27 protein-coding genes are annotated in these 23,303 nt (G+C 54.4%); 22 read left to right on the forward strand and 5 right to left on the reverse strand.

Going from position 1 to position 23,303, the window contains the following annotated elements; translation table 11 throughout:
* Window positions 1-47: 47 nt before the first annotated feature.
* The 21 genes from E5161_RS00665 to E5161_RS00760 all read left to right on the forward strand — a co-directional run bounded on the left by E5161_RS00665 (window position 48) and on the right by E5161_RS00760 (window position 17,593).
* Entirely contained in the window at window positions 48-902 is an 855-nt protein-coding gene (locus E5161_RS00665; RefSeq protein WP_136775669.1) for an aminoglycoside phosphotransferase family protein, read from the forward strand.
* A gap of 13 nt (window positions 903-915) precedes the next feature.
* A complete protein-coding gene (locus E5161_RS00670; RefSeq protein ID WP_136775670.1) occupies window positions 916-1,980 on the forward strand; it encodes an undecaprenyldiphospho-muramoylpentapeptide beta-N-acetylglucosaminyltransferase in 1,065 nt (354 codons plus the stop codon).
* 25 nt (window positions 1,981-2,005) lie between these two features.
* On the forward strand, window positions 2,006-2,806 hold the full coding sequence (locus E5161_RS00675) for an inositol monophosphatase family protein (protein ID WP_246042049.1): 801 nt from the start codon (window positions 2,006-2,008) through the stop codon (window positions 2,804-2,806).
* Between the two features lie 21 nt (window positions 2,807-2,827).
* Window positions 2,828-3,256, forward strand: a complete 429-nt coding sequence (locus E5161_RS00680; protein WP_169306533.1) for a GNAT family N-acetyltransferase — start codon at window positions 2,828-2,830, stop codon at window positions 3,254-3,256.
* A gap of 25 nt (window positions 3,257-3,281) precedes the next feature.
* The gene (locus E5161_RS00685; RefSeq protein WP_136775672.1) at window positions 3,282-3,827 is read left to right on the forward strand and encodes a histidine phosphatase family protein; all 546 of its coding nucleotides are present in this window, start codon (window positions 3,282-3,284) and stop codon (window positions 3,825-3,827) included.
* Between the two features lie 279 nt (window positions 3,828-4,106).
* A complete protein-coding gene (gene eutL / locus E5161_RS00690) occupies window positions 4,107-4,763 on the forward strand; it encodes an ethanolamine utilization microcompartment protein EutL (RefSeq protein ID WP_136776373.1) in 657 nt (218 codons plus the stop codon).
* A gap of 22 nt (window positions 4,764-4,785) precedes the next feature.
* Window positions 4,786-5,289: a BMC domain-containing protein gene (locus E5161_RS21235; RefSeq protein WP_136775673.1), complete on the forward strand. Its 504-nt coding sequence runs from the start codon at window positions 4,786-4,788 to the stop codon at window positions 5,287-5,289.
* 18 nt (window positions 5,290-5,307) lie between these two features.
* Entirely contained in the window at window positions 5,308-6,798 is a 1,491-nt protein-coding gene (locus E5161_RS00700; protein WP_136775674.1) for an acetaldehyde dehydrogenase (acetylating), read from the forward strand.
* A 43-nt stretch (window positions 6,799-6,841) separates the two neighbouring features.
* Complete coding sequence (gene eutM / locus E5161_RS00705) at window positions 6,842-7,129, forward strand: ethanolamine utilization microcompartment protein EutM (RefSeq protein WP_123040136.1); 288 nt, start codon at window positions 6,842-6,844, stop codon at window positions 7,127-7,129.
* An 8-nt stretch (window positions 7,130-7,137) separates the two neighbouring features.
* Window positions 7,138-7,923, forward strand: a complete 786-nt coding sequence (locus E5161_RS00710) for a phosphate propanoyltransferase (RefSeq protein WP_136775675.1) — start codon at window positions 7,138-7,140, stop codon at window positions 7,921-7,923.
* Window positions 7,924-7,929: 6 nt separating this feature from the next.
* Window positions 7,930-8,742 (forward strand): hypothetical protein, encoded by an 813-nt coding sequence (locus tag E5161_RS00715; protein ID WP_136775676.1) that lies wholly within the window; start codon window positions 7,930-7,932, stop codon window positions 8,740-8,742.
* Between the two features lie 6 nt (window positions 8,743-8,748).
* Window positions 8,749-9,033: a EutN/CcmL family microcompartment protein gene (locus E5161_RS00720; RefSeq protein ID WP_136775677.1), complete on the forward strand. Its 285-nt coding sequence runs from the start codon at window positions 8,749-8,751 to the stop codon at window positions 9,031-9,033.
* Between the two features lie 22 nt (window positions 9,034-9,055).
* Window positions 9,056-9,397, forward strand: coding sequence for a BMC domain-containing protein (locus E5161_RS00725; RefSeq protein WP_136775678.1), 342 nt, complete (start codon window positions 9,056-9,058; stop codon window positions 9,395-9,397).
* Window positions 9,398-9,401: 4 nt separating this feature from the next.
* Window positions 9,402-9,854, forward strand: coding sequence for a EutP/PduV family microcompartment system protein (locus tag E5161_RS00730; RefSeq protein WP_136775679.1), 453 nt, complete (start codon window positions 9,402-9,404; stop codon window positions 9,852-9,854).
* Window positions 9,855-9,931: 77 nt separating this feature from the next.
* A complete protein-coding gene (locus E5161_RS00735) occupies window positions 9,932-11,380 on the forward strand; it encodes a sensor histidine kinase (protein WP_136775680.1) in 1,449 nt (482 codons plus the stop codon).
* The gene (locus E5161_RS00740; protein ID WP_136775681.1) at window positions 11,380-11,976 is read left to right on the forward strand and encodes an ANTAR domain-containing response regulator; all 597 of its coding nucleotides are present in this window, start codon (window positions 11,380-11,382) and stop codon (window positions 11,974-11,976) included. Before E5161_RS00735 ends, E5161_RS00740 begins: the two co-directional genes overlap by 1 nt.
* Complete coding sequence (locus E5161_RS00745) at window positions 11,949-13,463, forward strand: ethanolamine ammonia-lyase reactivating factor EutA (protein ID WP_246042050.1); 1,515 nt, start codon at window positions 11,949-11,951, stop codon at window positions 13,461-13,463. Before E5161_RS00740 ends, E5161_RS00745 begins: the two co-directional genes overlap by 28 nt.
* Window positions 13,460-14,821, forward strand: coding sequence for an ethanolamine ammonia-lyase subunit EutB (locus E5161_RS00750; RefSeq protein WP_136775682.1), 1,362 nt, complete (start codon window positions 13,460-13,462; stop codon window positions 14,819-14,821). Before E5161_RS00745 ends, E5161_RS00750 begins: the two co-directional genes overlap by 4 nt.
* A 25-nt stretch (window positions 14,822-14,846) precedes the next feature.
* Window positions 14,847-15,734 carry an ethanolamine ammonia-lyase subunit EutC gene (gene eutC, locus E5161_RS00755; protein ID WP_136775683.1) on the forward strand — a complete coding sequence of 296 codons (888 nt, stop codon included), beginning with the start codon at window positions 14,847-14,849 and terminating at the stop codon, window positions 15,732-15,734.
* A gap of 118 nt (window positions 15,735-15,852) precedes the next feature.
* Window positions 15,853-15,981: a hypothetical protein gene (locus E5161_RS21240; protein WP_281279826.1), complete on the forward strand. Its 129-nt coding sequence runs from the start codon at window positions 15,853-15,855 to the stop codon at window positions 15,979-15,981.
* A gap of 49 nt (window positions 15,982-16,030) precedes the next feature.
* A complete protein-coding gene (locus E5161_RS00760) occupies window positions 16,031-17,593 on the forward strand; it encodes an amino acid permease (protein ID WP_136775684.1) in 1,563 nt (520 codons plus the stop codon).
* Window positions 17,594-17,634: 41 nt separating this feature from the next.
* Here E5161_RS00760 and E5161_RS21245 read toward each other — a convergent pair whose 3' ends face one another.
* The 4 genes from E5161_RS21245 to E5161_RS00775 are packed head-to-tail and all read right to left on the reverse strand — an operon-like array spanning window position 17,635 to window position 21,318.
* On the reverse strand, window positions 17,635-17,757 hold the full coding sequence (locus E5161_RS21245; protein WP_281279827.1) for a hypothetical protein: 123 nt from the start codon (window positions 17,755-17,757) through the stop codon (window positions 17,635-17,637).
* Window positions 17,758-17,781: 24 nt separating this feature from the next.
* A complete protein-coding gene (locus E5161_RS00765; RefSeq protein ID WP_136775685.1) occupies window positions 17,782-18,876 on the reverse strand; it encodes a Ger(x)C family spore germination protein in 1,095 nt (364 codons plus the stop codon).
* Window positions 18,869-19,960: a GerAB/ArcD/ProY family transporter gene (locus E5161_RS00770; protein WP_136775686.1), complete on the reverse strand. Its 1,092-nt coding sequence runs from the start codon at window positions 19,958-19,960 to the stop codon at window positions 18,869-18,871. The genes E5161_RS00765 and E5161_RS00770 overlap by 8 nt, the downstream gene beginning before the upstream one ends.
* The gene (locus E5161_RS00775) at window positions 19,957-21,318 is read right to left on the reverse strand and encodes a spore germination protein (RefSeq protein ID WP_246042051.1); all 1,362 of its coding nucleotides are present in this window, start codon (window positions 21,316-21,318) and stop codon (window positions 19,957-19,959) included. Before E5161_RS00775 ends, E5161_RS00770 begins: the two co-directional genes overlap by 4 nt.
* Window positions 21,319-21,421: 103 nt before the next feature.
* On the opposite strand from E5161_RS00775, the gene E5161_RS00780 reads away from it, so the two are divergent.
* Window positions 21,422-22,489, forward strand: coding sequence for an aminoglycoside phosphotransferase family protein (locus E5161_RS00780; protein ID WP_136775687.1), 1,068 nt, complete (start codon window positions 21,422-21,424; stop codon window positions 22,487-22,489).
* Here the strand turns inward: E5161_RS00780 and E5161_RS00785 are convergent.
* Window positions 22,373-23,278, reverse strand: a complete 906-nt coding sequence (locus tag E5161_RS00785) for a DUF2334 domain-containing protein (protein WP_136775688.1) — start codon at window positions 23,276-23,278, stop codon at window positions 22,373-22,375. The genes E5161_RS00780 and E5161_RS00785 overlap by 117 nt on opposite strands.
* Window positions 23,279-23,303 lie beyond the last annotated feature (25 nt).

Below are 23,303 nucleotides of genomic sequence, written 5' to 3' on the forward strand. Positions count from 1 at the left end.
TAATAATCGAAATATAGGGGAAAGTCACGCGGTCCAGGAGTGAAAAAATGCAAAATCGGTTTCGTCACATTCAATGGAACAACGGAAGCGAGGTAAGTCAGCGCCTGGCAGCGCCCGATGCGCTTTGGACCGTTCACCCGATGCCGTCCGGATTAGAAGCCGAGGTCGTCCGGATTGCGTTCGCCGATATTCATTATGCAATGAAGATATGGAACAAGAGCTCCAAGCCCGATGCCCAATATCAATACGACTTATTGTCTGAGCTTCGTCATCAAGGCCTGTCCGTATCTCAACCATTCGGCTCCGGAATAGACGGCATGGATCATCCGGTTTTGTTAACCAGCTTCGATGGGGAAGCGGTAAAAAAAGTGAACCCCGAAATGATCGCAGAAATAGCAAAATTGTTATCGCAAATACATAACATTCAGATGGGTGAGCGCTCTTTTTTTCGGAAGTATGACTTTATCCCGTATTTCTACCCCGGCATCGATCAATTTCCGGATTTGCACGACCGCTTACAATCGATTGTCACGGACAGCCGATTGAAGCAAGAAAGGCTCATTCACGGCGATTTCAATCTGGGCAACATTGTGGAGAAAGACGGCCGGTATACGGTCATCGACTGGACGAACGGACAACTCGGGGATCACCGGTACGACTTGGCATGGGCCCATTTCCTACTGAAGGTTTATACATCCGAGAGAATCGCTTCGCAGTTTTTATCTGCTTATACTTCCGATATTCCGCTTGATCTTGGCGAATATCAAGCTTTTGAAGCGATGGCGTGTTTGCGGTGGATATTCCTCAACCGAACGGCAGAGCTGCCGAAGCGGTCGAATACCGTTAAACGTGTAAAAAATATCATCAAACAAAACGCGTACCTCCAAGGAGTCGGCGTGTGAGGGGGAATACGTGATGAGACGAATCTTGTTCACGGGCGGCGGGTCGGCAGGTCATGTCACGGTCAATACGGCTTTGATCCCCAAGTTCAGGGAGCTCGGTTGGGAAATCTACTACATGGGTTCATATCAAGGAATTGAAGCGGAATTGATTCGACGGTTAAAGGATGTCCGGTACATCGGGATTTCCACCGGCAAGCTCAGACGTTATTTGGATTGGAAAAATGTAACCGATCCTTTCCGGGTGATCAAGGGCTGTTACGAGGCTTACCGCAAAATCAAGCACATCAAGCCCGACGTCGTGTTTTCCAAAGGCGGATTTGTTTCCGTGCCGGTCGTCCTCGGTGCGCGTTTGAACAAAGTGCCCGTCGTGATCCATGAGTCCGATATCACACCCGGATTGGCGAATCGAATCGCCATTCCGTTCGCCTCGAAAGTGTGCGCGACGTTCCCGGAAACGTTGGAACATTTGCCGCGCGGTAAGTCCGATTTGGTAGGCGCCGTCGTCCGGGAAGAGTTGAAGAACGGAGATGCAGCCAGAGGGCTGGCGTTCTGCGGCTTTACCAACCGGGAGCCCGTCCTGCTGGTCATGGGCGGGAGTTTGGGGTCGCAGCGCATTAACGGCATGGTTCGAAACAATCTCGATCGGCTGATCGATCGTTTTCAAATCGTCCATATTTGCGGCAAAGGTCAAATCGATCGTACTTTGATTTCGCAAAGATACCGGCAATATGAGTACGTCACCGATAGGCTGCCGGACATGATGGCGATGGCGGACATCGTCGTATCCCGGGCGGGCTCGAACGCGATTTTCGAGTTTCTGGCTCTGCATAAACCGATGCTTCTCATTCCACTTTCCAAGCAGGCTTCCCGGGGCGATCAAATTTTGAATGCTGAATCGTTTGAGAAACGCGGCTTCTGTCATGTATTGCGGGAAGAAGATATGAACGACGACTCGTTCGTTGATTCCATCCTACGTCTATATGACAGACGGACGGAGATTGCGGAGAACATGACTCGTCATCATGAAGAGGATGCCGCAGGCAAAGTGATCCAGTTGATTATGGATACGGCGAAGTAACAGAGAGGATTATGGGGGAGAGTCATTGGATAAACAGGTGATGCAAAAGGCGAAAGAGCTTGCAGTAGAAGTGATCGTGCAGGCAGGCGATATCGCGAAAGAGCGTTTTGAGCGAGTGGAGGATCTGCAGTTGAAGGATGGTTTCGGCGATGTGGTCACAGAAGTGGATCACTTGGCCGAAGCCGTCATTCTGGAGCGCATAACCCGCGAGTTCCCCGATCATCAAGTACATAGCGAGGAAGCAGGGAATAACGGCAAGAGCAGCGATTGGTTGTGGCTGGTCGATCCATTGGATGGGACGAACAATTTTGCCATCGGGCTGCCGGTTTTCACCACCTCCATTACGCTAATGTATCGTCAAGAGCCGGTGCTAGGTGTGGTCTATGAGCCGATGACCGACCGCCTCTTCGTCTCGAGTGCGGGAGAAGGTTCTTATTGCAACGATCATGCGATGCAGGCTAGACCGTGTAAAGATTTAAGGCGCGGAATTATCGGATGGATCCAGGGACATCAAGTTCAGAACGATCCGAAAGCGGTGAAGCTGCGACAACACCTGGACTTACGTTTTCGTAGAATGATGCGGCTATGGGCTCCGACACTGCAATGGTGCATGCTGGCCAAGGGCGACATCGACGGGATCGTGCTGTATAATTCGGAGGGCGATGATCTGTATTCCGGCATTCTGATGGTGAGAGAAGCGGGAGGGATTGTCGTAGATTTCGAAGGCAAGCCGTACTCCGGCATGAGCTCGGAACCTTATATCATCGCCTGTCATCCTGAAAATATGGATAAGATGATCGAAATTGTTCAAGAGGGTATGAGGTGACCGATGAAGGAGGCAATGAACATGCTGGTAGATTTGAAAGCAAGGCTCGACGAGCCCGCGATTCGAGAATTATTTGAGTATGCGATGTTCGCAGATACGGATGAAGATGAGGTAATCGAAGCGTTGGATCGATATAGAAAAGATCAGCAGCTGCGCGCGTTTGGCCTGGAATCCGAGGGTCAGATCGTCGCGGTGATCGGTTACCGGCGTGTTGAGGAGAACAAGCTGGACATTAAACACTTAGCCGTCTCTCCGGACCAGCGCGGACTTGGGTACGGCAGGGGGATCATTTTGCGAACCCTGGAGTTGGAAAAGCCGCAGCTTGTAACGGTGGAAACCGACGAGGAGGCCGTCGAATTTTACCGGAACATCGGTTTCATCATCGAGAGCCTCGGTGAAAAATATTCGGGAGTCGAGAGATTTAAGTGTACGTTTGAAACGGATTTTTGACCGGCCGGCTGATGGAGGGACAGGAGTGAAACGAATATTTCTCGTCAGGCATTGTGCAGCGGCGGGCCAACAACCGGATGCTCCTTTGTCGGAGGAAGGCGTACGGCAATCGAAGAAAATGGCTGAATTGTTGCGGAAGTTTGATGTCGAATATATTGTCTCAAGTCCGTACAAAAGGGCGATTGAGTCGGTACGACCCTTAAGCGAAATAACCGGGGTTGACACGGCCATAGATCACCGTTTGCGCGAACGAGTCCTGAGCTCGAAGCCATTAGACGATTGGATGGATTGTTTGAAAAAATCATTTGAGGATTTGGACATGAAGTACGAGGGTGGGGAATCTTCCCGTGAAGCGATGTCCAGGGGGATCCAAGTCATTGAAGATTCAATTGCACGGCCAGAGCAATCCATTGTTGTCGCGAGTCATGGCGGCCTACTGTCCCTTATGATCAAACACTTCAATCCAAACTTCGGATTTCAGGAGTGGAGGCAGCTTACGAACCCGGACGTGTTTCTCCTAAAATGGGAGGATAGTGGTCTACCATCTGTTGAGAGGTTAGTATCGGATTAATCACCTGCGATTCCATCGGCATAAAATGATAAAAATAACGGTACTTTAGCTTTTAAGTGTGGATTTTGTCTCCTAATGGGTAATAGAGTCCTAGATTGGTTCTTTTGGAATGACAGCGCTTGCAAAACATTCGCGAGTGGGGTAAATTAGTACTATCAAGTCGAAAAAGAATAGACCGGAAGGCAATGGCGCCTTAGGAGAACAAGCGGGGGAGACCGCTTGTTGATCCTGGGCGCCTTTTTGCTTGTCCGGCCAAATCCGGGCGAAGAGGTGAAGGGAGTGAGACAGCAACCGATACGGGCCGTTCCGCTGGCCGTACGGGTCATCCCGAATGTGGATGCGGGTCTGGCCGCGCAGTTGGAGCTCAGACCGGGCATCCGGAGCTTGGGATTGCTCACGTCCAGCATAGACGACGTCGGGTACACGGCGGTCGATGAAGCGACGAAGAAGGCGGCGGTCGAAGTCGTCTACGCCAAATCTTTTTATGCAGGATCGGCGCATGCTTCAGGCCCTCTGTCAGGCGAATTTATCGGAATCATCGGCGGCGAGACGCCGGCAGAAGTGAATAGCGGATTGGAAGCGGCCATCGCGTTAATGGAACAAGGCGCATGCTTTTACGCCCTCAACGAAGAGGCTTCCCACGCGTATTATGCGCATGTTGTGTCCAGAACCGGGTCCTACTTGTCCAAGGTGGCGGGGATCCGGGAAGGCGAGCCTTTGGCCTACTTGATCGCTCCTCCGGTTGAGGCGGTGTACGGACTCGATGCCGCGTTGAAGGCGGCCGACGTGCGGCTTTGCCAGTTTTACGGGCCGCCTACGGAAACGAACTTTGCCGGAGGCTTGCTCACCGGAAGTCAGTCCGCGTGCACGGCTGCCGCGGAGGCTTTTGCGGCAGCGGTCCGCGAAGTGGCGCAGCAGCCGAAGAAGTTAGGTTAAGGGAAAAGCGGGTGAGCCGAAAATGGAACCACAAGTGCCCGCACTGGGCATGATCGAAACTTGGGGCGTTCCTGCCCTGATCGCGGCTGCAGATGCCGCGGCCAAGGCGGCGAACGTCCGGGTGACCACGTACGAGAAAGCGGACGCCGGGATCGTGACCGTCTATTTGATCGGCGACGTGGCATCCGTGAAGGCTGCCGTGGAAGCGGGAGCAGCGGCGGCACGTCAAGTCGGGCAGCTGCTGGCTTCGCATGTGATCCCGCGTCCTGATGCCTCGGTTCCGCAAATGCTTCAGATGCTGGAGCGGCCGGAAGAGCCGGTAAAGCCGGAACCGCGGCTGCCGGAATCCGGTATGTTGCACGAGGCCATTCGAGCACCTGAATTTGTGCCGGAGTGGGACAAGCTGCCCGTTCAGGAGCTGAGAAGAATCGCCCGCAACACGCCCGGATTCCCGCTCAGCGGCCGGCAGATCAGCACCGCCGGCAAAGCGGTCCTGCTCCGTCTGCTGACGGAGCACAACCCGTGAAGGGAGTGATTCGATGACATGAAGCTGGATGCCGATTTACAGGCGGTTCAGGAAGTGCGGGATTTTCTGAGGGAAGCGAAGGCCGCTCAGAAGCAGCTGGAGACAATGACCCAATCGCAAATCGACGACATTGTAGCCGCAATGGCAAAGGCCGCGGAAGACGAGGCCGAGAGATTGGGCTCCTTGGCGGCGGAGGAGACGGGTTACGGGAAAGCGGCCGACAAAAAAACGAAAAATTTGTTCGTCGCCAAAGACGTATACGCCGCCATCAAAGACATGCGGACGGTCGGGATTATCCGAAAGGACGATTCGAACAAGGTGTGGGAAATCGCTCAGCCGTTCGGGATCGTGGCCGGCATCATTCCTTCAACCAATCCGACGTCGACGGTTATTTTCAAATGCTTGATTTCGATCAAGGCACGCAACGCCATCGTCATCAGTCCGCACCCGTCGGCGCTTCGCTGCAGCCAGGAATCGGCTCGGGTGATGCGGCAGGCGGCGGAAAAAGCGGGAGCGCCTCCAGGTTTAATTCATTGCATCAGCCGGCCGTCGATCGAAGCGAGCCAGGAACTGATGAAGCACAAATTGACCGACGTGATCCTGGCGACCGGAGGAACCGCAATGGTGAAGGCGGCGTACAGCTCCGGCAAGCCGGCATACGGCGTCGGACCGGGCAACGTACCGGTATACGTGCACAAAAGCGCCGATATCGCCAAGGCGGTCCGTCAGATCTTGCAAAGCAAAACGTTCGACTACGGCACGATCTGCGCTTCCGAGCAGGCGGTCGTCGTCGATAAGACCGTTAAATCGCAGCTGGTCGAGGAGCTCAAGCGGCAAGGCGCCTATTTTCTGAACGAACAGGATAAGCAGAAGATCGGCTCTGTCGTACTGATCGGAAAAGGATTGAATCCGAAAATTGTCGGCAAGTCTCCGCAGGTGATCGCGGGCATGGCCGGCGTCTCCGTTCCGGGCGATGCGAGGGTGCTCATAGCTGAAGAAACCGACGTCGGTCTGGAATACCCTTTCTCTGTGGAAAAGTTAAGTCCCTTGCTCGCGTTGTACACCGTAAATGATTGGCAGGAAGGCTGCCGGCGATGCATCGAGTTATTGGAGCTTGGCGGCCTGGGGCATACGCTTGGCATTCATTGCGAGGATATGCAGGTCATTGAGGCGTTCGGATTGGAGAAACCGGCTTCACGCATCGTGGTCAACAGCGGCACTACATTCGGCGGAATCGGCGCCACCACCGGCATTCAGCCTTCCATGACGCTCGGATGCGGTTCATTCGGCAACAACATCACGTCGGACAATATCGGTCCGCAGCACTTGCTTAACATCAAGCGCGTTGCGTTCGGAATTCGGGAGATGGAGACGACACCGGATCAGAAGGCGGCTCATGCTGTCGATCGGACCGTTCAAGCCATCGAGAGCCGCGGCGAACTGGGCATTACGCGCGATGAAGTGATGCAAATCGTGAAAAGCGTGCTTTCCGAACTTCAATCCCAATAGAGAGCTTTAAACGGCTCCAAACACAAAACGAGGAGGATTTACAATGGCAGGAGAACTGGCAGCACTCGGTATGGTGGAAACGAAAGGTTTGGTAGGATCGATCGAGGCGGCAGACGCCATGGTCAAAGCTGCAAACGTGAAGCTGATCGGCAAGGTGCATGTAGGCGGCGGTCTGGTGACCGTCATGGTTCGCGGCGACGTAGGCGCAGTAAAAGCGGCAACGGATGCCGGTGCGGCAGCGGCGGAAAAAGTCGGCGAGCTCGTATCCGTACACGTCATTCCTCGCCCGCACGGCGATATTGAGTTCATTCTTCCGAAGCTCGAAGGATAATGTGACCCATGGCGCTCATTACGGAAACGTATCTGCGTGCCCGGCTGGTATCCGGCATCCCGAATCCGTTTCCGCTGTCCGAAGGGGATAAGCTGACACCGGCCGCGGCCGATTTTCTGAAGAACAGGGGCATCGCCACCACACGGCTTGCGTCCGATCCGGTCCATCTCCGGGAAAGCGCTAAATCCGGCGGTCTGACGATGCCGGTGGGCGTATCGAATCGCCATGTCCACCTGTCGCCGGAGCATGTGGAAGCTTTGTTCGGTCCGGGATACAGCTTGACGCCTCTTCGGGAACTGTCGCAAAAAGGGCAGTTCGCCGCGAAAGAGACCGTGACGCTGGTCGGACCGAAAGGTATCATTCCCCACGTGCGAATTCTCGGACCTTCTCGGGGCGCTTCCCAGGTGGAAATTTCCCGCACCGACGGGTTTACACTGGGGATTCATCCGGAAGTTCGTCTTTCGGGCAACATCGAAGGTACGCCGGGCATCACCCTTGTGAGCGAGAAAGCCGCCTTGGTGCTGCAGCAAGGATTAATCGTGGCGAAAAACCACGTGCATATGTCACCGGATGACGCGGAGAGGTTTCAAGTGGTCAATGGCGACAGCCTGATCGTGCAGACGCTGGGCGACCGGCCGGTGTTGTTCGCCGATGTGATCGTGAGGGTGAACCCGAAGTTTTCGCTCGACTTTCACATCGATAACGATGAGGCGAACGCAGCTTATCTTCGAACGGGTGACGTCGTGCGCGTCATCGGCATAAACGGTGAGCTCACCGGTTCCGTCAGGGGGTAGCGGAGGATGGAGATCAAACAGCTGGTGGAATCGATCGTCCGCGAGCTCGTGTATACGTTGGAGGCGGAAGCGGTCCGGCAGCAGCCGAAGGTGTTGTACGTATTTGGCGACAGCACCGCACATGAAGCATACAGCGATCATTTCATTTTGCTGAACATTCACGGGATTCGCCACGACATGCTGCTGCTCGACGGAGAGACTTCCGGATGGCTCGGCAAGCACAAGATCGAAAGCGGAGGCCCCGGCAAAGTGATCGCGGTTGATGAATATGCGCCGGCGCCGCTGGAACTGCCGCTTGAATATGACGGGATCGTCATTCCGGAAATCGACCTGGACAACGCCGCACGATCCGCACTGGGGATTCGGGGAACGGTGATGTCGGAAATCATTTTCGCCTCGCTGACCTTGAATCGATTCGTATTGGTGGGCGAAGATGTTCCCGGACTGAAGAAAGCGGACCGGCGGACGCTGAAAACCTTAACCTTGACGCAACCTTACGCAAATCTGTTCGACTCCCACAAGCGGCAGATGGCTTCTCTGGGCGTCGTATTTGCTCCGCGCGAGAAGCTCGCCGAACAGGCAGCGTCCATGTGCGGCGGCCTCAGTGTGAGCGGCGGTGAGAGACCGCATAGCCGAACAGCCGAAGACAGCCTGACATTCAACGGACGGCTTGTGACGGAACAGTGGGTCAGGCAGCAGCTGCGAACGAACGGGTCATGGAACCGGCTTTCGGTCGGCAAAGGAACGATCCTTTCTCCGCTGGCCAAAGATCTGCTGAAGGAAAAAGGCATCGCCGTCCACGATGCGGATGAAAGGTGAGAACCTATGTTTTTAGGAAAAGTGATCGGCAGCGTATGGGCGACCCAGAAAGAAGAAGGCATGGACAATCTCAAGCTGATGATCGTGCAGCCGCTCGATTTCCGGGAGCGTGAGTCCGGCCAGACGGTGATTGCCGCAGACCGGATCGGAGCCGGGGTGGGCGAGAAAGTGATCGTCTCCCGGGGAAGCCCGGCGCGCATTTTGTTCAGCGGAAAGCAGGTGCCGGTCGATGCGATGATCGTCGGCATCGTCGACAGCTTCGAGCTCGGGCTGGATCCGGACGAAGGATAAGCCCTGGGAAGGGGGAGATAGGATGGAACAGCAGAAGCAGAGGGTCATCCAGGAATATGTGCCCGGCAAACAGCTGACGCTGGCCCATGTGATCGCCAACCCCGATCCGATTTTGTATACGAAATTGGGCATAGAGGAAGCCAACGCGCTCGGGATTTTAACGTTCACTCCGACGGAGACGGCGATCATTGCCGCGGATATCGCCACGAAGGCCGCCAGCGTGGGCATCGGATATTTGGACCGGTTCACCGGTTCGCTCGTCATCGTAGGCGAAGTGGCGGCGGTGGAAATGGCGATTCAAGCGGTGAACGTGTTTCTCGAGGAAAAGCTGAAGTTTACGATTGCTCCGCTCACGAGGTCATAACCCTATGAAAAAAGTGATGATCATCGGAGCGGTCGGAGCCGGAAAATCGACACTGGTAAAGGCGCTGTTCGGCGAACGGCAGCCGGCGGCCAAAACGCAAAGTCTTGTCTATCGCGATTGGATCATCGACACGCCGGGAGAGTACAGCGAGAATCCGCTTTACTACCGGTCGTTGATGGCGACTTCTCATGAGGCCGCAGCGGTGCTGCTCGTGCACGACGCGACCCGGGAACGAAACTATTTTCCGCCGGGATTTGCGAGCGGGTTTCCGATTCCCGCGCTGGGGGCGGTCACGAAAGCCGATGACCCGAAAGCCGATGCCAAGCGGGCGGTCTCGCTTCTCCGTCAGTCGCTTCCGGAAGGCGACATCTATATTACTTCTTCTCTGCAAGGAGACGGAGTTGAGACGCTGAAGCGAAAGCTGCTCTCCATCGTGGCACCGGGCAGCGACTTATGAAAGGGCTTTCTTTTGATGTCAGTTCTATGTAAAAATGGTCGATATAGGACAAACTCCGAAGACGATGGAGGCTGGTCATGGTATCGATCAAGGAACTTTGTCTCACCCAAACGACATTGACTGCGGAACATGCCGCGATTATCGAAGACTTTGCCAAGCATTTGCAGCTTATCGCGGATGTCTCGCAATCGGATGTATTCATCGACTGTCCGCTCACGGACAAAGGATCGGCACTGGTCGTCGCCCAATCTTTTCCGTCGACGGCGCCGTCTCTCTATCAGACTTCAGTGGTCGGCCAGCTTGCGTATTCAAATAATGAACCGGCCGTGCTGTTCTCGCTCGTATCGGGCCAGCCGGTGATCGGTTCCCGGGGCATCTCGCAGGAACAGATCGCCATGCAGCAGCATGTCGTGCCGATTCGGGCGGAAGACGGCCAGGTGATCGGCGTGCTGATCATGGAGCAGGATATCTCGGAAAAGGTCGAACAGGAACGAAACGTGGAACGGCTCCTGCTGACAACCGAGAGACTGAGCGAGACGCTGCTTACCGTGGCCATGTCGGAAGGCAGCATGCAGTCGCTCATGCATGAAGGCATCATTCTTTTCGATGAGCAGGAGAAGGTGACGTATACCAACCCCCGCGCACGGGAAATTCTCCACGATATCGGGCACACCGAAGAAGCGGAAGGCCGTACGCTGAACGAGCTTTTCTATCGGGAGCTGGAGAAGGAGCGGCTGCTGAACCCGACCGGCGTCATCCAAAAGGAACTCAAGTTCGGCCATATCGCGTTTGTGGTCAAAGCGGTTTCGATCTACCGGGAGCAAAAAGCGGTGGGCGGGCTGATGCTTCTGCGCGACATATCCGAGCTGGTGGCGAAGGAAAAGCAGCTCACGATCAAATCCGCTGTCATCAAGGAAATCCATCACCGCGTCAAAAACAACCTTCAAACTGTGTCCAGCCTGCTGCGTCTCCAAATGCGGAGAACGAAGCTTCCGGAAGTGGAGAAGGTGTACCGGGACAGCATCAACCGGATTAACAGCATTGCTGTTATTCACGAAATGCTCGCGTATGAAGGCCTTGATTCGATCGTGTTTAACGACGTGGTGGAGCGGATTGCAAAAAATGTTATTTCCTCCATGGCCAAACCGGATCAAACGATCCGCGCAAGTATTTTCGGAGATGAACTCTCACTTCCCTCCGATACCGCTACAACGCTGGCGCTAGTTGTGAACGAACTCATTCAGAATTGCGTGATGCACGCGTTCGCGGAACGCGATCAAGGTGAAATTGACATTTCTATCGCCAACAAAAGTCAGATCGTCAGCTTGCGGGTTTCGGACAACGGAATTGGGCTCGACGCCGCAGGAAGACAGGAGCGAAAAGGGCATCTCGGCCTTAAAATTTCGGAAATGCTGGTCCAGGAAAATTTGAGCGGGGTTCTGACGATCGCCTCGGATGACCGCGGCACCAGCGTGCAAATCACATTCCCGCTTTCCAGAGCGCTGCCGGAGGAGGACAAACTGTGATGAACTCCATCGTCATTGTGGATGATGATCCCATCATCCGTATGGACATCCGCGAAATGCTGGAGGAAGAAGGGTATGTCGTCGCCGGAGAAGCCAAGAACGGGGATGAAGCGATCGAGATCGTGGCCCGGTTGAAGCCCGATCTGGTGATCATGGATGTGAAAATGCCCGTGATGAACGGCATCAAGGCGTCCCAGATTATCAGGAAAATGCACGATACGTCTGTCTTGCTTCTGACCGCTTACAGCCAGAGGGAGCTCGTGCAGGATGCCCGGGAAGCGGGCGTGTCCGCTTATCTCGTCAAACCGGTGTCGGAGGAAGATCTGATTCCGGCTGTCGGGATCGCGCTCAGCCAGAAAGAAAAGATGGAATCGCTCAAGAAGGATCTAGAACAGCTTAAGCAATCGTTGGAGGAGCGCAGACAGGTTGAGAAAGCCAAGGGCGCTGTCATGAGAGCTTTCGCGCTGGAAGAGGACGAAGCCTACAAACGAATGCGCAGTGCCAGCATGGCAGCCCGAATCCCGTTGTCCAAGCTGGCGGAGCGCATTTTGACGGACGGGGTGGAACCATGGTCCGGGATGTTCAGAACCGGATGACCGAACGCTCGGACGATCGGTGGATTTTGAGCGTAGGCATCGATATCGGCACAAGCACGACCAAAATGATCGTCAGCCGCCTGCGGCTCATGCGCACCTCAAGTGTCCTGAGCCTTCCGCGCTACGATATCGTCGAGAGGGAGCTGCTGTATGAGAGTCCTATTTACAGCACGCCGCTGAAAAGCGCTGATGAAGTGGATGCAGATGGGATATGGCAGATTCTCGCGCGAGAATACGAGCATGCGGCGGTCCGGCCGGAGGAGCTGAAATCGGGTGCCGTCATTATCACCGGCGAAACCGCGAACAAACGCAATGCAAAGCGGATCTTGCATCTGCTTGCCGAGCGATCGGGAGATTTTGTGGTCGCGACCGCAGGTGCGGACCTCGAGGGACTGCTGGCCGGCAAAGGCGCAGGCGCGGAAGAACGATCCTTGCGTATCCGCGGCGCCGTGGCCAATATCGACATCGGCGGAGGGACGGCGAATGCGGCGATTTTTCAGCGCGGCAAGCCGATCGGGACGGTTACTTTTCATGTGGGCGGCCGGTTGATTCAAGTAGATACAGGGGGAGCGATCACGGAGGTATCACCGTCGATCAGGCGCTGGTTGAATGCAAGCGGTTATCGGCTGGAACCTGGACAAAGGGTGAGCTTTGAAGTGTTGCAACAGATTTGCTCCGCCATGAGCCGCAACATGCTGGATTACTTGGCCGGTTACGCCAGTGCCGACCAGGAGCCGGTTCGCGCCTTGCTTTTGGGGGAACCGCTGAGTCCCATGCCGCCCATTGAAGAATGGATGGTTTCGGGAGGAATCGGCCGGCTGATGGAGGAGGCAAAACCGAATGGTTTGGCGGACACCGCGGTGCACGGCGATATCGGCCCGCTGCTCGCGCACACGATCAAGGAACTCTCGTCGCGATACGCGATCCGGCTCGTGAAGCCGGACCAAACGGTGCGCGCCACGGTGATCGGGGCTGGGATGCAAAGCACGGAAATTAGCGGCGCTACCGTTCATTTGGATGAATCGGCACTTCCAATTCGCAATTTGCCGGTGCAGAAGCTGGAGGTTACTCCCCATCTACTGGCACATACGGAGCACTTGGCGCAGGCTGTATCGCAGACGATGCGCACCGCAGCCGGCTTGTTCGATGCGGAAGCTTCTCCACCGTTTGCGTTGGCGATATCTGGACTCCGGCCACTGACATACGCTTCGCTGCAACGATTGTCCGAAACGATCTACGAAAGCTTTATAGCTTATTTTCCAAGCAGCGGCGTGATCGTGGTGGTGTGCGAAAATGACATCGCCAAAGCGCTCGGCCAAGCGCTCGCGAAACGTGCAGGGGCAGGACCGAAATTGGTGTGCATCGATCAGATCAAAGTGGAGCACGGCGATTATATCGATTTGGGACAGCCGGTAGCCGGATCGATGATCCCGGTCGTAGTCAAAACGCTGGCGTTCCATAACAGAGTGGAGGTGACGGACGTTTGAAGCTGACCGCAGCATTATTCGGCAACACGTATTCTTTTAAAGACTTGAAGGAAGTCATGGCCAAGGCGAACGAGGAAAAGTCGGGCGATCAATTGGCCGGCATTGCCGCGGCAGACGCCAAAGAGCGCATGGCCGCGAAACTGGTACTGTCCGATTTAACGCTGGCCGACATTCGCAATCATCCGCTTATTCCTCCCGAAACCGATGAAGTTTCGCGGGTCATTGAGGAAGCAGTGAACGAGAAAATATATGCCGAGATCCGAAACTGGACGGTGGCCGAGCTTCGGGAGCACCTGCTTCGTCAAGATACGCACAATGAAGAAATCCGCCGGATCAGCCGCGGCTTAACGAGTGAAATGGTTGCGGCCGTGACCAAGCTGATGAGCAATCTCGATTTGGTGCAGGCGGCGGCCAAAATCGAAGTGACGACGCATTGCAACATTACGATCGGACAGCGCGGCGTTCTGGCCGGACGCGCCCAGCCGAACCATCCGACGGACAGTATCCGGGGCATGAAGGCTTCTTTATTTGAAGCCTTGAGCTACGGCATCGGCGACGCCGTACTGGGCATCAACCCGGTCATCGATTCCGCGGAAAGCGTGAAAGCGATGCTCATCGCGACCAAAGAAGAAATGGAAAAGTGGCGCATCCCGACGCAAAACTGTGTGCTTGCCCACATCAAAACGCAAATGAGAGCCATCCGGCAAGGCGCGCCTGCTGATTTGGTGTTCCAGAGCCTGGCCGGCACGCAGGACGGCAACACGGCGTTCGGCATCGACGTGAAGCTGCTGGACGAAGCGGACGATATGATCCGCCGCGAGGGGACGGGAACGGGACCTAACCTATGGTATTTTGAGACGGGTCAAGGCTCCGAGTTGTCTTCGGAAGCCCACCACGGTGTCGATCAGGTGACGCTGGAATCGAGATGTTACGGACTTGCCAAGAAGTATAAGCCCTTCATCGTGAATACGGTTGTCGGGTTTATCGGGCCGGAGTACTTATACGACAGTAAACAGGTCATCCGTGCCGGTCTGGAAGATCATTTCATGGGGAAGCTTCAGCAGGTTCCGATGGGTGTAGATGTCTGCTACACCAACCATATGAAAGCCGACCAGAACGACATGGACAATTTGGCGGTGCTGCTCGCGGCCGCAGGCGTCAATTACATCATCGGCGTTCCGATGGCGGACGATTGTATGCTGAACTATCAATCCACCAGCTATCACGATATTGCCACGCTGCGGGAAACGATGAGGCTTCGTCCGGCTCCTGCCTTCGAGAAATGGCTGGAGATGATGGGCATTATGGAAAACGGCCGGTTGACGCCGATCGCGGGCGATCCGTCAATATTCATGTAAACGTGAAGGCGAAGGAGAGTGAAGCATGAATCGGACCATCCCCTTGGATCAATTGGTTGATAAAGTGATGGCGGAGTTGCAGAAGAAGCTGCCCGCCGCCCTGCAAAACGCAGCCTCTCAGCCCGCGGCTAACGTAACTGAGTCTCGGATGCCGTCAGAAACCGGAAGCGCGGACGATTTTGGCCCTCCGATCTCGCATGTGCCGAACGCGAAATGGGCAGAGGGAGTGGAAGAACTGATTGCGAGCACGCCAGCCCGGATCGGTGTTTGGCGGTCCGGTACGCGGCCGCTCACCCGGGAGATGCTGAAGTTTCGCTGCGATCACGCCGCCGCAATTGATTCCGTGTACGGAACGGTGAGTCAACCGCTGCTGGACGAGTTTGGGCTATTCACGGTCGATACGTATTTTGAGAACATCGATAACTACCTGAAACGCCCTGACATGGGCCGCATCATTCGGGACGACGGTGTGGAACGGATCCGCCGAAGCTGCAGAATGAAGCCGCAGGTGCAAATCGTCGTATCCGACGGACTGAGCGCCAATGCAGTGGATGCCAACTTGCGGGACGTATATCCATCTTTGCTGGACTCGCTGTCAGCCCACGGCCTGTCTTTGGGAACGCCGTTTTTCGTACGCGGCGGCAGGGTGGCGGTGATGGATCATATCGGCGACATTATAGAGCCGGAAGTGCTGGTTCTGCTGATCGGGGAGCGGCCGGGTCTCGTGTCCTCCCGTTCGATGAGCGCGTATATGTGCTACCGTCCTCGCAAAGGAACAGTGGAAAGCGACCGCACCGTGATCTCCAACATCCATCCGCGGGGAACGCCTTCATTGGAAGCCGGAGCGCATATCGGGAGTGTCTTGAAGGCGATGCTCGAACAAAAGACAAGCGGCGTGAACCTGGACATTTAGCATGCATGGCCCGGAATCGGAGGGACGCTTCTTCGCGGAAGCTTTTCTCATAGATGCTTTAGAAACCGCTTACAACTAGAATGGGATCGCAATGTCGAGGGACGGGGAGGTGGACGGAATGGAACTGACGATCGGCATCCTGTTGATTGTCGTTACATCTTTGTTTGCGGTGTGGATTGTCCGGCTGGCAGGCCGAAGCATTCGTGAATTCGATGAAAGCAAGCATGAAAGTTTCCTTGGAAAGTGAAAAGGACTTACGGATTGGTATGTTCCGATAACTTGGAGGAGGCCAAAGCATGAGTGCACATTCCCACAACCATGACAAGGACAAACAGGACTTAAATAAATTCGGTTACGCGCAGGAACTTTTGCGGAGTATGGGCGGATTTTCCAACTTCGCGATCTCCTTTTCCATCATTTCGATTCTGACAGGCGCGGTGTCGCTTTACGGACATGGATTGAAATACGGCGGTCCCGGTATGATGGGCTTCGGTTGGCCGCTCGTGGCACTATTCGTCATGTTCATTGCCGCGTGCCTGGCCGAGCTGGCTTCCGCCATTCCGACAGCCGGCGCCTTATACCATTGGGCTTCGATTCTGAAAAACAAGCGCTGGGGCTGGTACACGGCATGGATCAATCTGATCGGCCAAATCGGCATTGTGGCGGGCATCGACTATTCCGTCTCCATCTTCGCCGATCCGCTGCTGGCCAGCGCCTTCGGCTACACCTCCACGCTCACGACAACATTGATCGTGTTTGCGGTCATTTTGCTGAGCCACGGTATCCTGAATCATATCGGCATTAAAATGGTCGCCAGACTGAACGATTTCTCCGCCTGGTATCATATCGCCATCGTAGCCGTGCTCGTGTTGACACTCGCCTTTTTGAGCAAAAACGGCTTGAACAGTGTGGATTACTTGTTTCAAGTCGGCCAAACGTTCTCGGATAAACCCTATATGTTTGCCTTCCTGATCGGCCTGCTGCAGGCGCAGTGGACGTTTACCGGATATGACGCTTCCGCCCACACCATTGAAGAAACGGTAAACCCCCGGGTACGCGCGCCATGGGGTATTTTCAACTCCGTCGCCTATTCGTTCGTCTTCGGGTTTATCATGCTGGCGTTCGTTACGCTGTCGATTAAGGATGTCGCCGCAGCCAACGGGTCGGACAATGCCTTCATCTATATTATCAGTGATGCGCTGGGGAACACGTTCGGCAATGTAATTCTATGGCTGGTCACAGCCGCCATGTGGTTCTGCGGCTTGTCGTCAATTACCTCATTCTCCCGTATGATGTATGCATTCTCGAGGGATAAAGGGATGCCTTTCAGCGGGCAATGGGCACAAATTTCAAAAAAATATCGCACCCCGGCGAAAGCTATTTGGCTTGCCGTCATTCTTTCGTTCCTGCTGGCGTTTATCGACTACATCATCAAATCGGCCAATCCGGACGCGGCCTACACGACGATTGCGTTCCTGACGGCTGTGAGCGTGGTCGGTCTGTACCTCGCTTATGGCATTCCGATTTTCCTGAAGCTGATTGCGGTATCCCAAGGCAAATTCCAAAAGAAACATCTGGGCCCGTGGCATCTCGGCCGCTACAGCAACTTCATTGCCGTGGTGTCGCTGCTGTGGATCGTGTTCATTTGTGTGATCATGGTCATCCCGCCGAATGAAATGGCCGGCTACGCCGTGCTCGGCATGATGGTCCTGCTCATCATTATGGATTTCGCATACTATAAGAAACACTTCCAAGGCCCGCAAGCGGCGCTCGCTACGTCGATGGAGGATATTCTGCGGCGCGAAAGAGAACTCGAACAAGGTTCTTCCAGCAAGCCGGGCGTTACACGGCAAGCCTGACAAATACCGGCAAAAAGCGGCCCTTACGGCCGCTTTTTCGTTCAAATATAGCCCGCCCACTCAATGTGAACGTATTCCTCCGTTTCTTGTTCGACGTTTTCTTCGCCTTCTGACGCAGCCATGTTTTCTTGTTCGATAACCGGTTCCGTTTCGTTCGGTTCCATCCTGGTTTCACTCCTTTCTGAAGGCTATTTGATAATGCCCGTTCCCCGGATTTCCACATTTGCGTATACTTTGAATTCGACATTCGGGTATACCGTATTCCACCATTTGTCGAATTCCCCATGTCCTTCATGCCTGATCGCCCTGTACCGCATCCCGAAACCGATCGGGTCCACTTTCGCTTGCTGCAGCTTGCGAAGAAAATTCGTGTAATCTTCTACGACCTGGTCCTCCAAATACTTCTCCAGCTTGGTCCAGCTTTTGTCGAACACGCCGGCGGAGGATTCTTCCGTTTCGCCCCTCATTCTTACGTGAAAGACGATACGAGGATTTTCGTCCGTCCCGGTAATCCGGTACTTCGCCTTCAACTGCACGACATTGACGCTGATCTGATGTCCGTTATATTCGGTAGATAACGAGATATGCGGATATTGGCGGACGACTTGATTGAGGATGCTGGTTTCTTCAGGCGAAAGCTCCAGTTTTATTGTACCCGTCTGGAACACGGCGGCCCGACTGATGTCAAAGGTGTCCTTGAGGCTTCGGATGACGGGAAGATACGGATCCTTACCGTAACCCCTGACTCTTCGGTAATAATCGAACAGATACACGGTTGCGATGAAAGGGGACTCCGTACCTTCACGTGATAAAGCCAGTATTAAGGCGTTGCCGGGCAGACGCTCGGATTTGACTTTGGTGTTCAGAACGGATTTGGCATCCGGTTCTCCAAGCGCTATATAAGCGATCTGTTGAATATCTCTGCGCCGGAATATCCAATCCAGATTTTCTCGCGCCAGCTTGTGCTTTTCTGCAAAGCCTTTGCCGATCACCAAGATCTTGCAATGTCCAAAATCAAATTCCTTATCCACTTTGGACTTCATGCGTCGAACCGCTTCCGCAATGCTGTCGGCTTCCTCGCTGATGACTTGATCCTTTTCTTGCCCAGGTTCAATCTTGGGGGATGGGATCGCCAGCTTGAGTGAAATTTCATATTTCTTGGTTTTTCCTGAATCAATGCCGAAAGCAATGACGAAAAAACGGCGGTCGAGGTCCTTGAAACCGCAGGAGCTCAGCAGCAGCGACAACACACAGAATGCAACGATGATTTTGAAGCTACGCATGCTTCCGCCTCCAGCTCAACCAGACGACCAGCGCGACAAGAAACACCTCGGATACGAAGCGGACGGACAGCCACTGGGTCACGAACTCCAACAGTCTTTTATCGTTGCTCAGCATTCCCAGCACCAAGGTGACGACGGCAAAAAGGCCGCATACGACAGTTTTCATGGAAACGTTGTGCTTTCTGATTTTTACGTTGTCTCGCTTCACACAGCTCAAAACGAGCAAAGAACCAATATTCCAGGTTATCGCGATGAAGAGCAAACAAAATCCGATGTAAATGAACAAGAATAGGTACACGATGCGTTCGACAAATCCGAATCGTATCCTCGTCGTATCCGCCGTGGAGATCCAGGTATACAAATAATCGGCTACGGCATCCACGCCGAGCAAACCGATCGGCACAAAAATGGAAACGAACATCACTGAGGTGCCGAGGAGCGGGATCAGCCAGCGATGCTTGACTTTCATATTTTTATACAATCGGTTATATAAAGCGAAATTGATGTATCCGGTAAAACCATATGTAGCCGCCGCTAAACTGGTCCATGATGGCATTCGCCAGATATAGTCGGTAAGCACCCTCAGCTCATCCCAATCAAACTCCCGGTTCAGGAGGGTCTTCATCATGATGTACAGCACGAACGGTAACTGAACGAGGATGATGATTTCCGCCGCATTCAAAATGGCCATGGGACGGAACGTAGCGGCCCACCAACCGATACCGCAATAACAAAGCAGCAGAATGTTCGGATTCATATCGGGGTTCAAATAACGCTGCGTGATATGGGAGAACGCGATCAGAATGATCGAACCGGCTGCGCACCACATGATGCCGAAATAGATCAGCAGAGGGGCGCGAATAGCAAAGGGAAACGATTTTTCCAACATTTCCGGCAATCCTTGACCGTTAAGCCGGTTCATGGCCGATGTGAAGAGGAACGCCAGCAAACTGCCGATGACGATGGCGAGGAGGATGGACGAGATGGCCCCGTCATATCGTTTCGCCAGCAAGATCCGCGGCACGAAGAAAATCGTGTTGATGAACATGTTGAGCACAAACAAATAATAAAAATAACGGCTCAATACTTATCCCCCTCCTTGTAACCGCTGACCGCGGGTTCTCCGATATAGAAGCGGAAATAACGGAGGCCGGAGCTTTCCAACCTGGAGACGTAAAGGGTGATGGCGAACAGACCGGCGACCAGCCCGACAAATCCGAAGCACGAAGCCAATATGATGAGCGGATACTTCGCAATGCGGATCGCAAAGCTCATGGCATTGATCGGAATCAAAAAATTCGAGATGGCGATCACGGAAGTCACAATGATCATCACGCTGCTCACGAGTCCCGCTTGTTGAGCCGCTTGCCCGAGAATCAGGCCGCCTACGGTCGTTGCGGTAGAACCGATGTATCTTGGGAGCCGAAGGCTGGCTTCGACCAGCGCTTCGATAAGAAACAGCATGAACAACACTTCGATAAACGAAGGATAAGGCACCGCCGCGCGGCTTCCGGCCAAGGAGAGCGCGAATTGCACACGCACGATTTCCGGATTGTAGGATACGATGGAGATGTACAATGCCGGGAGCGTAATGGTCACCAGAAGGGCGATATACCGCAGAACAACGAGAGCGCGTGTCACCACAAACGGCTGGTATACGTCGTCCATCGCGGACATGAAATCGTAAAACACAGAGGGAGTGACGAGAGTAAACGGCGTGCCGTCGAGGACGAGGACGACTTTGCCTTGAGCCAAATTGAATACGACGCGATCCGGTCTTTCCGTAATGATCATGGTCGGGATCCAGCGAATCTTGCTTTTCGTAATGAGCGATTCAATTTGCCCGGTTGCCTGGACGACATCAGCCTCTATTTTCTCAAGCTTGCACTTTAAGTCTTGAAGGACATTGGGATCTACTTTGTCATTGTCGTACACCATATAGCACTTCGTTTGCGACACTTTGCCGAGCGAATATTTCTCGGTAAGCAGGGAGGCGAACGGATATTTTTTGCGAATGATCATCAGGTTCGTTTCGGCATCCTCGCTGAAAGCGAGCTGAGGACCTTGAATCGTCGTTTCCATGACGGCTTCGCTCGGTTTGATGTTTCCGGGCTTGACGGCTTCCAGCTTGTACAGTTTGGATTCGATCCGAACGATCACATGACCGCTCAGCAGCGTTGAAGCCAAGTCGCTCTGTTCGTCAAAGGGAGAACATGACATGGCTGAATTTAATACTTGTTCGAACTCTTGGACGGAAGAACAAAGGGTAAAAGGATGAGCGATCTCCTTTCTTATAACTTTCATATCGCACAAGGAGGCAAAGTAAAACAAATCGGTTTGCAGTTTGTCGTTATCGAGCGCCTCATGTTTAAAATCGGCAGATTTTTTTAACAGTTCGATCGTGCTTAAAGGCATCGTCGTGACCTCGGATTGTTTTTCCATAAGGTGTTCCCGTGCTTCGAAAATATACGTCCTGCTTCAGACCCGCCGTGCAGAAGCTGAATAATATAGGGTGAATGGCACGGATGGGAGGTTTAATCGTTCGATGGCCGACGGGTTGAACGAAGCCTTACTGAAGACCGTCATCCGCCGCTTCGGCTTGTCCGCGCGCGAGGTGACGCCGCACTCGTCTTTTTACAGACCGAACGCCGCCTACCGGGTCACATCGGGTCAAGGGGACTGGGTGCTCAAACCTTTTCGCCGCACCCCCGGACGTTCGGATGCCGAACATCAGATCCGGGCTGTCGTCGCGTGCATCCGCACCTTAGAGAAGTCAAAATATCCTCATATGCCGCTTTGGCGAACGACGACAAGCGGACGCTACTGGCTGTCGAGCGGAGACACCGTGTTTTATATGACGGAATGGGTGAAAGGGAGAATCCTGTCCCGAAAGCCTGCGGAGTTTGAAGAGCTGGGAAATGCATTGGCGAGGCTTCACGGTTTGGGGAGGAGCATGAGCGGACACCGCTATACGCGCAGGCATAAGCACCTTCTACGAGCTAAGGAGAGGAGGTTTCGCACCCAATTAAGCAAGTTAAGCAAACAGAACTCTCCAGGGGGGCAATGGTTCGCGGCGCATGGTTCCGAATGCAATGCTTTGGCGCATGAAGCCTGGAGCCTGCTTCGTCGCCCGGAAGCGAGCCTGGCCATGGATCAAGAGCGGGAGGAACCGTCGTTAATCCACGGTGACGTCACAATACCGAACATAATCGTAACTGCCGCAGGGATAAAGCTGATCGATTGGGACACGCTCCGGGTCGGCTCCAGGTACATGGAGCTCGTAAAAGCACTATCGAATGTAACGGGGTTCAATCCGGAGTTGATGGCGGCGCTTCTAAGAGGCTATGAGGAGATTCGCCCGCTGAACCTAGGCGAACGGCTGACGATCGCCGGGCTGTTCCGGCTTCCCCGTGAAGCTTGGTACTCAGCGGAAGCGCTGGCAAACGGCAGGAAGCACAGTGCCTTCGAGCCGTTGAGGCAGACTTGGCCGGACCGCTTAGAAGCGGTGCGCTGGCTGGACGAATGGGCTGCCGGACCAACGGAACAAGTGCAGGATGGACACGAATCGGCGGCCCTCCGCAAGGAAACTCCAAATGAGCCGATGAAGGGGTGATTGATCCGAGTAGAGTGGTGTTTGGCCGGAGCGAAGCTGGATATAGGGGAACTCGAGGAAAGGATGAAAGAAAAACGACGCGATATCCCTTTCCTCATACGATCCCATTTGTTCGCAGATCCGGTTTACGTCTTCCTCCACGGAGGCACCGCCTACATAACTCAATGGCGTCGGCACATACCAGGCTCCTTTCGAGAACGGCGTCCCGGGAGCGCGGAACGAAATCGTCCGGCTGCCGGGCTTTTCCGGGTTTTCTTCATGCATGACTCCGCTGCAGGCTTCGAGGAGTCGTCTTTGTAAGGCGGAAGCGGTGTAATGGGGAGTCTCGAACCAATCGGGACGCAGTCCGGCGGCTCGAAAATGCGCCAATGCCCGTTGAAAACGGCGATAGGCGTATGATAGAAGGAACTTGTCATAGCGGGTCAACGTATCCGGCGAATCGTCCGGAGGGCAGTCCTCGGTGCAGCTGCCGTCATGGAACTCGTATCCTTCAGCGCTGACGGCGTTGCCATATTGGTGGGTGAATCCGTGCATGCCCAAGGTCGCGCCGAGAGCGGGCATCCCACGAATCGCCCGAAGATACCCGGCAGATACCGGATTCGATGCATCCGCCATCGACCGGTTGATTCCCCGCGGCGGATCGACGAAACGCGGAATGACGGCAACCTGAAACGGAACGCCCTGCCGGTGAAGATACTCCGCAACCGTCCATAACTTTTGCTGATTTTCCCGGGTTTCGTAATAGCCTCCCGGACCGACGTCTTCGAGACGAATCATCGCGATTTTCAAGGGCGCTCCATCTCCTTTATACTGG

It is taken from the genome of Cohnella pontilimi (assembly GCF_005049045.1).
GTDB classification, from domain to species: Bacteria; Bacillota; Bacilli; order Paenibacillales; family Paenibacillaceae; genus Cohnella; species Cohnella pontilimi.